4 protein-coding genes are annotated in these 5,654 nt (G+C 72.0%); 3 read left to right on the top strand and 1 reads right to left on the bottom strand.

Annotated elements, in window-relative coordinates:
• On the bottom strand, window positions 1-844 hold an 844-nt coding region (locus tag ND748_RS23635; RefSeq protein WP_251748156.1), incomplete at its 3' end, for an RDD family protein.
• A 638-nt stretch (window positions 845-1,482) separates the two neighbouring features.
• Between ND748_RS23635 and ND748_RS23630 the strand changes: the two genes are divergently transcribed.
• The 3 genes from ND748_RS23630 to ND748_RS23620 all read left to right on the top strand — a co-directional run.
• Window positions 1,483-2,178 (top strand): response regulator, encoded by a 696-nt coding sequence (locus tag ND748_RS23630; protein WP_251748155.1) that lies wholly within the window; start codon window positions 1,483-1,485, stop codon window positions 2,176-2,178.
• Window positions 2,179-2,637: 459 nt separating this feature from the next.
• Window positions 2,638-3,969, top strand: coding sequence for a beta-ketoacyl synthase N-terminal-like domain-containing protein (locus ND748_RS23625; protein WP_285902599.1), 1,332 nt, complete (start codon window positions 2,638-2,640; stop codon window positions 3,967-3,969).
• A gap of 167 nt (window positions 3,970-4,136) precedes the next feature.
• The coding region (locus ND748_RS23620; RefSeq protein ID WP_251748153.1) for a polyketide synthase at window positions 4,137-5,654 on the top strand (1,518 nt) is incomplete at its 3' end.

Raw genomic sequence — 5,654 nt, 5'->3', positions numbered from 1 at the left:
GGGGAACCGTGAGCGGGCGCTGCGCGGCGAGCCGGGCGTAGGCCCGCCGGGTGCGTTCGGCGAGCACCGCCGACAGGTAGGCCCACCCGGGCGTGCCCGGGGGCGGCGGTGGCGTGACCACCGCGCGCACCTCGTCGACCAGGCCGCTGCCGAGGCGGTCCAGCGCCTGTGGTGACAGGGTGTGCGAACGGCTGAGGAACTGGCGGGTGCGTAGGGCGAGGCCGTCGTCGAGTCCGGTCAGGTCGAGCAGGGTCGCCCACCCGAGCAGCGGCGGCGGCACTCTTGGCGCGGCGCCGACTGTGCGCGGGACGCTCACCTGCAGCACCACCGTCCCGGCGAACACGTCACCCAGGCGCTTGCTGTGTCGGGACGAGATCATGCTGATGATGGCGGGCAGGCCGAGCAGTGCCCCGGGGCGTTCGACGACCGCGCCGATGAGGCCCCGGGTGAAGGCATGCCGGAACCGGATGGGCCCGCCGTCGTCGCGAACCACCCGCAGGCCCAGCGCCATCTTGCCGAGGGTCCGCCCGCGGCTCAGCGTCTCGCACGCCACCGGGTAGCCGAGCACCATCGCGACGTAGATCAGCAGGAAGATGGCGGCAGCCAGTGCGTCGTCGTCGGGGCGCACGACGAGCACGACCAGGGCGCCGAAGAGGTACAGGATGTAGAGCTGAGCGAGCAGGTCGATCAGCCCGGCCACCAGCCGCGACCCCAGCCTGGCCACCCGCAGGTCGATGGCGACCGCCTCACCGGTGACGATGGCCTCACCGGGGATGATCGCCTCCGCGCCCGGCGCGCCGGCGTGGCGGGTCCCGCTGGGACCGCTGCGGACGACCTGGTCCATGGCGCCCCCGGGAATCTCGGTGTGCGTGCGGATCTCACCCTATGGTCCCCGGCGGGCGCCGGGGGCCGCCCGCCCCGGTGATCCAGGCCGGCGCCGGGCCGCCCCGTCGGCTGTCAAAACGGCCCGCATCGGCATACTACCGTCATTTATCGCCCGCCCGGACTAATTGCGGCGGTATACAAATCCTTGTTCGATATCGGGTGTTGCGGGCACATTAGGCGCCGGTTGCCGACTTCCCGGTGAGTGCCGGCCGGCCCGGCTCGCTGACTCTTGACGGTCCCGCGGAAATCCCCTCATGATGCAGGGGTGATCTCTTTTTTGTAGTGCCGAAGGGAAATTTGCCGCCGGAGCTTTCGGCGGCTTTCTTGGCTCCCTGACGGGTGCGGGACGCGCCGGTGGACGTGGCCGCGGTGCCTTGCGGCCCGATCGGATCCTCATGGGAAATTCGTGGTTCGGGTTGCGCCGGATATGTGGTCGATCATGGCCGATTCTCGGCAGCCCGTTCGTGTCCGACCGGCCTTCGCGGGCGGATTCTCTTGCGATTCGTAAAGAGAATGGTTGCACTGTCCGCGCGGGACAGGGATGGCGGCCTGCCCGAGGTGTCGCGCCCGTGCCCTCATCGTTCGGAGCGTGACAGCATGTCCGACCAGCCGATCCGCACGCTGATCGTGGAGGATGACCCCGTCCTCGCCGCCAAGCTGCGCGGCTACGTCGAGAGCGTCCCCGGGTTCGTCGTCAGCGGAGTGGCTCGCAGCGGAAAGCAGGCGCTGACACCTGCCCTGCGCGGTCGGCTCGACCTGATCCTTTTGGACTTCTTCCTGCCGGACATGAGCGGGCTGGACGTGTGTCGGGCCCTGCGTGCCGGCGGCTCGACTCTCGACATCATCGCCGTCTCCCTCGTCCGGGATCTGGCCATGGTGCAGGCGGCGATGTCCTACGGCGTCATCCAGTACGTCGTGAAACCGTTCACCGCCACGGCGTTCCGGCACTGCCTGGAGCGGTATTCGGCCTTCCGCCGGCAGATCACGGCCAGCCCCGGCGGTCTCGTCCGCCAGGGTGACGTGGACCTCGCCCTGTCCCGGCTGCGGCCCGACGGCTCCGGCGTGACGCTGCCCAAGGGGCTGTCCGCCGCCACCCTCGACACCGTGGTCGGCCACCTGCGCGGGGCGGTGCGGCCGTTGTCCGCCGACGAGGTCGCCGGGGGCCTCGGGCTGTCCCGGGTGACGGCGCGGCGTTACCTCGAATGGCTGGCCGGCCAGCGCCTGGCGATCCGGACCATGAGCTACGGCCACACCGGCCGGCCGCGCCATCTGTACCTGTGGCGTCGGACGTGACGCCCCCCGCCGGCTCGGACCGGGCAGACCACTATGACCTAAACGGCGACAGGGCCCGAGCCGCGCGCAAAGGTAGGTGTTGACGACCTCGTCGGCCAGGTCCGTGACTGCGGTCGTCCCGCCTCTTCCATCAATCGTCCCCTTGCTCTCCGCTCCCGGGTCCGGGCGTCCGCACGGCGCCTTCCAGGGAATGCCGCGTCAGGCGGAGTCGCGCCGCCGACCGCCGGCCATCAGCGATGTATCGCGCGCACCGCTCGGGCAGCCCGGCGTGGCGTCGACGGTTCCCGTTCCCCTTGCGTCCCAACCTGCCTGGCCGGCGCCGCTGTGCGCGCCGCGACCTCATGCCTTGCCGACCGGACCACCTGCCTTGCCGACCGGACCACCTGCCTTACCGGCCGGACCACCTGCCTTACCGGCCGGACCACCTGCCTTCCGGCCGGACCACTTGGAGTGACCGCGATGGCCAATGATCGCACTGCCGCTGCGCCCAGGGAACGAGACGTGCTGCTGACCGGGATGGGATTCTGCCTGCCCGGTCTCGAAGGCCCCAGCCTCACCGCGGACGACGTCTGGGCGGTGGCGTCGAAAGGGGTTTCCTGCCTGACGCGGGGCGACATCTACTACGGTTCCGTCGCGCTCACCGAGGAGATGTTCAACGACCGGCTACCCGACATCCCGGCGCTGTATCGTCAGCAGCTCACCCGATCGCACCGGCTCGGACTGATCTCGTTCGTCGAGGCGTGCGCGGACGGCGGGCTGGATTTCCGCGCTGGCGACCTCACCGAGGCGGCCATCCTCACCGGCCGCGGCAGCGTCGACGACAACGTCCGCGTCTACCGGGACCTGATCGAGGCCCGCCCCGAGGAACTCACTCCGGATGCCGCCGTCGGGATCTTCATCCGGACCCAGCTCGGGGTCACCCCGTACGACGTCGCGCTGCTGCAGGCGTCCCTCGCCCGCACCCGCGGACCGAGCTTCTCGGTCACCTGCGGCTGCTCGTCCTCGACGATCCAGCTCGGCAACGCGCTGCGCATGATCCAGACCGGCGAGGTGGAGATCGCGGTCGTCACCGGCGTCGACTCCGGCAACGCGGATCTCGCCCGGCAGGGGCAGGGGATCTTCCGCGCCGCCGAGCGGGGCGGGCCGGCGGGCGCCCCGGGGTTCGTCCCGGACCAGCTTCCCTCCACCGATCACCCCATGCACCCATACGACGAGCGGGCGGGCAGCGTCGGGTTCGGCGAGGGGTCGGCGACGGTGGTGCTGGAGAGCCGGGCCCATGCCGAACGCCGCGGCATCCGGCCCCACGGGCGGCTGCTCGCGCAGGCCACGACCCGCGACGGCCTGTTCAGCCCGCTGTCGGTGGACATCACCGGAACTGCCCTGGTGACCGGGGTTCGGCGCTGCCTGGGCGAGCGGTGGAGCGTCGACCAGATCCCCTACCTCAACGGGGGCAGCGACGGCGACCCCAACGTGACGAACGTCGAGGTCAACGCCGTGCGGGAGCTCTACGGGCCGAGGGTGCCGGCGGTGCTGCTCAGCTCCCAGGAGGCGTGCTTCGGTCACAGCGGCGCGCAGGCCGGTGCGCTGGGCGCGGCGCTGACGACGTTGATGATCGCCAGGGGTGAGGTGTGCCCCACCGCCGGCTGTGAGCGGCCGGCCGCGGACCTCAGCTTCGACCCGATCCCGGGGACGAGCCCGCGCCCGCTCGACTTCGACTACGCGCTCAGCTTCACGTACCAGATCGGCGGCCTCAAGGCCGTGATCCTGCTGGGTTCCCCCGACGTGACCTGACGTCCCCGTCTCGGCTTCCCGTCCGCTCCCGTCCCCTTCCGTCCCCTCCTGTCCACCCGCCCGTCGTGGCCGGGCGCGGCGGGCCCCGGCGCGGCTCCGCTGGTTTCGCCATGTCCGTGTGCCGCCCGAGGCCGGGGTGCGCCGTCGAGAAAGGAACCGCACCCGTCATGAGTGAGGCACTCGTCGTGAGCGAGGCACCCGTCGTGAGTGAGGCACCCGTCGTGAGTGGTTACGCGTCCACCCGGCCCGGTGAGCAGTCGGCGCCCGCGGTCGGTGCCGCCGAGGACGGCATTGCGGTGATCGGGATGGGCTGCCGACTGCCCGGGGGAGTGGACTCCCCGGCGTCCCTGTGGGAGCTGCTGGTCGCCCGGCGCGACGCCGTCGGCGAGCCACCGCCCGGCCGCTGGGTGGCCGAGGAGTACCTCGACCCGACCCTGACGGGGCTTGGCCGGTCGGTGCCGCGCCAGGCCGGCTACCTGGCTGACATCGCCGGCTTCGACGCGGACTTCTTCGGCGTCTCGCAGCGGGAGGCCGACGTGCTCGACCCGCAGCACCGCCTGCTGCTGGAGGTGGCCTGGGAGGCGTTCGACCACGCCGGCCTGCCGGCGGACCGGCTCGCCGAGACCTCCACCGGGGTGTTCATCGGGCTCAACGGCTCCGACTACGCCGAGCGGCTCATCGGGCGGCCCGAGGAGCTGGAGGGGTCGTTGCTCGTCAACGGGCCGTGCGTGGCCAGCGGCCGCATCGCCTACCTGCTGGGCCTGCGCGGGCCGTGCCTGACGGTGGACACGGCCTGCTCCTCCTCGCTCGTCGGTGTGCACCTGGCCTGCCGCAGCCTGGCGGGCGGCGAGTGTGACGTCGCGATCGCCGGGGGCGTGGCCCTGATGCTCTCTCCCCGGGTGTCGAAGTCGATGGTCCGGATGAGCATGCTGTCGCCGACGAGCCGCTGCCACGCCTTCGACGCCGCCGCCGACGGCTTCGGCCGCGGCGAGGGCGCGGGTCTGGTCGTGCTCAAGCGCCTCGCCGATGCCCGGCGCGACGGCGATCGGGTGCTCGCGGTGATCCGCGGCACGGCGGTGAACCAGGACGGCCGCACCGACGGGCTGAGCGTCCCCTCCGAGCAGGCGCAGTACACCGTGGCGAAGGCCGCGCTGCACCGGGCCGGCGTCGACCCGGCGGACGTCGGCCTGGTCGAGGCGCACGGGACCGGGACGAGGGTCGGCGACCCGGTCGAGTTCAGGGCCCTGTCGCGGGCCTACGGTACGGGGACCCAGCGTTGCGCCCTGGGTTCGGTGAAGACGAACCTCGGCCACCTCGAGCCCGCCTCGGGTGTCGCCAGCCTGATCAAGACCGTCCTCTGCCTGCAGCACGCGCAGATCCCGGCGAACCTGCACTTCCACGAGTGGAATCCGGCGATCGCGGGCGTCGAGTCCCGGTTCTTCGTACCCACCGACCTGGTCGACTGGCCCGTGCGGAACGCCGGCCGGGTCGCGGCGGTGTCCTCTTTCGGATTCTCCGGCACCAACGCGCACGTCGTCGTCGCGCAGGCCCCGCAGTCCACCGTCGACCAGCAGTCCACCGTCGACCAGCAGTCCGCGGTCGACCCGCGGGCGGCCCGCGGCGCGTCGGGGCCGGGCGGCCCGGACGTCGTCGTTGTCCCGGCCGGCTCGGCCGAGGTGCTACCG

The sequence above is a fragment of the Frankia sp. AiPs1 genome (assembly GCF_023716945.1).
In the GTDB taxonomy this organism is placed as follows: domain Bacteria; phylum Actinomycetota; class Actinomycetes; order Frankiales; family Frankiaceae; genus Frankia.
This window is presented reverse-complemented; position numbering and strand designations above follow the sequence as displayed.

Excerpts from the sequence above, each read along its gene's own strand:
- ND748_RS23630 (WP_251748155.1), top strand. The coding sequence starts at position 1,483 with ATGTCCGACCAGCCGATCCGCACGCTGATCGTGGAGGATGACCCCGTC.
- ND748_RS23625 (WP_285902599.1), top strand. The coding sequence starts at position 2,638 with ATGGCCAATGATCGCACTGCCGCTGCGCCCAGGGAACGAGACGTGCTG.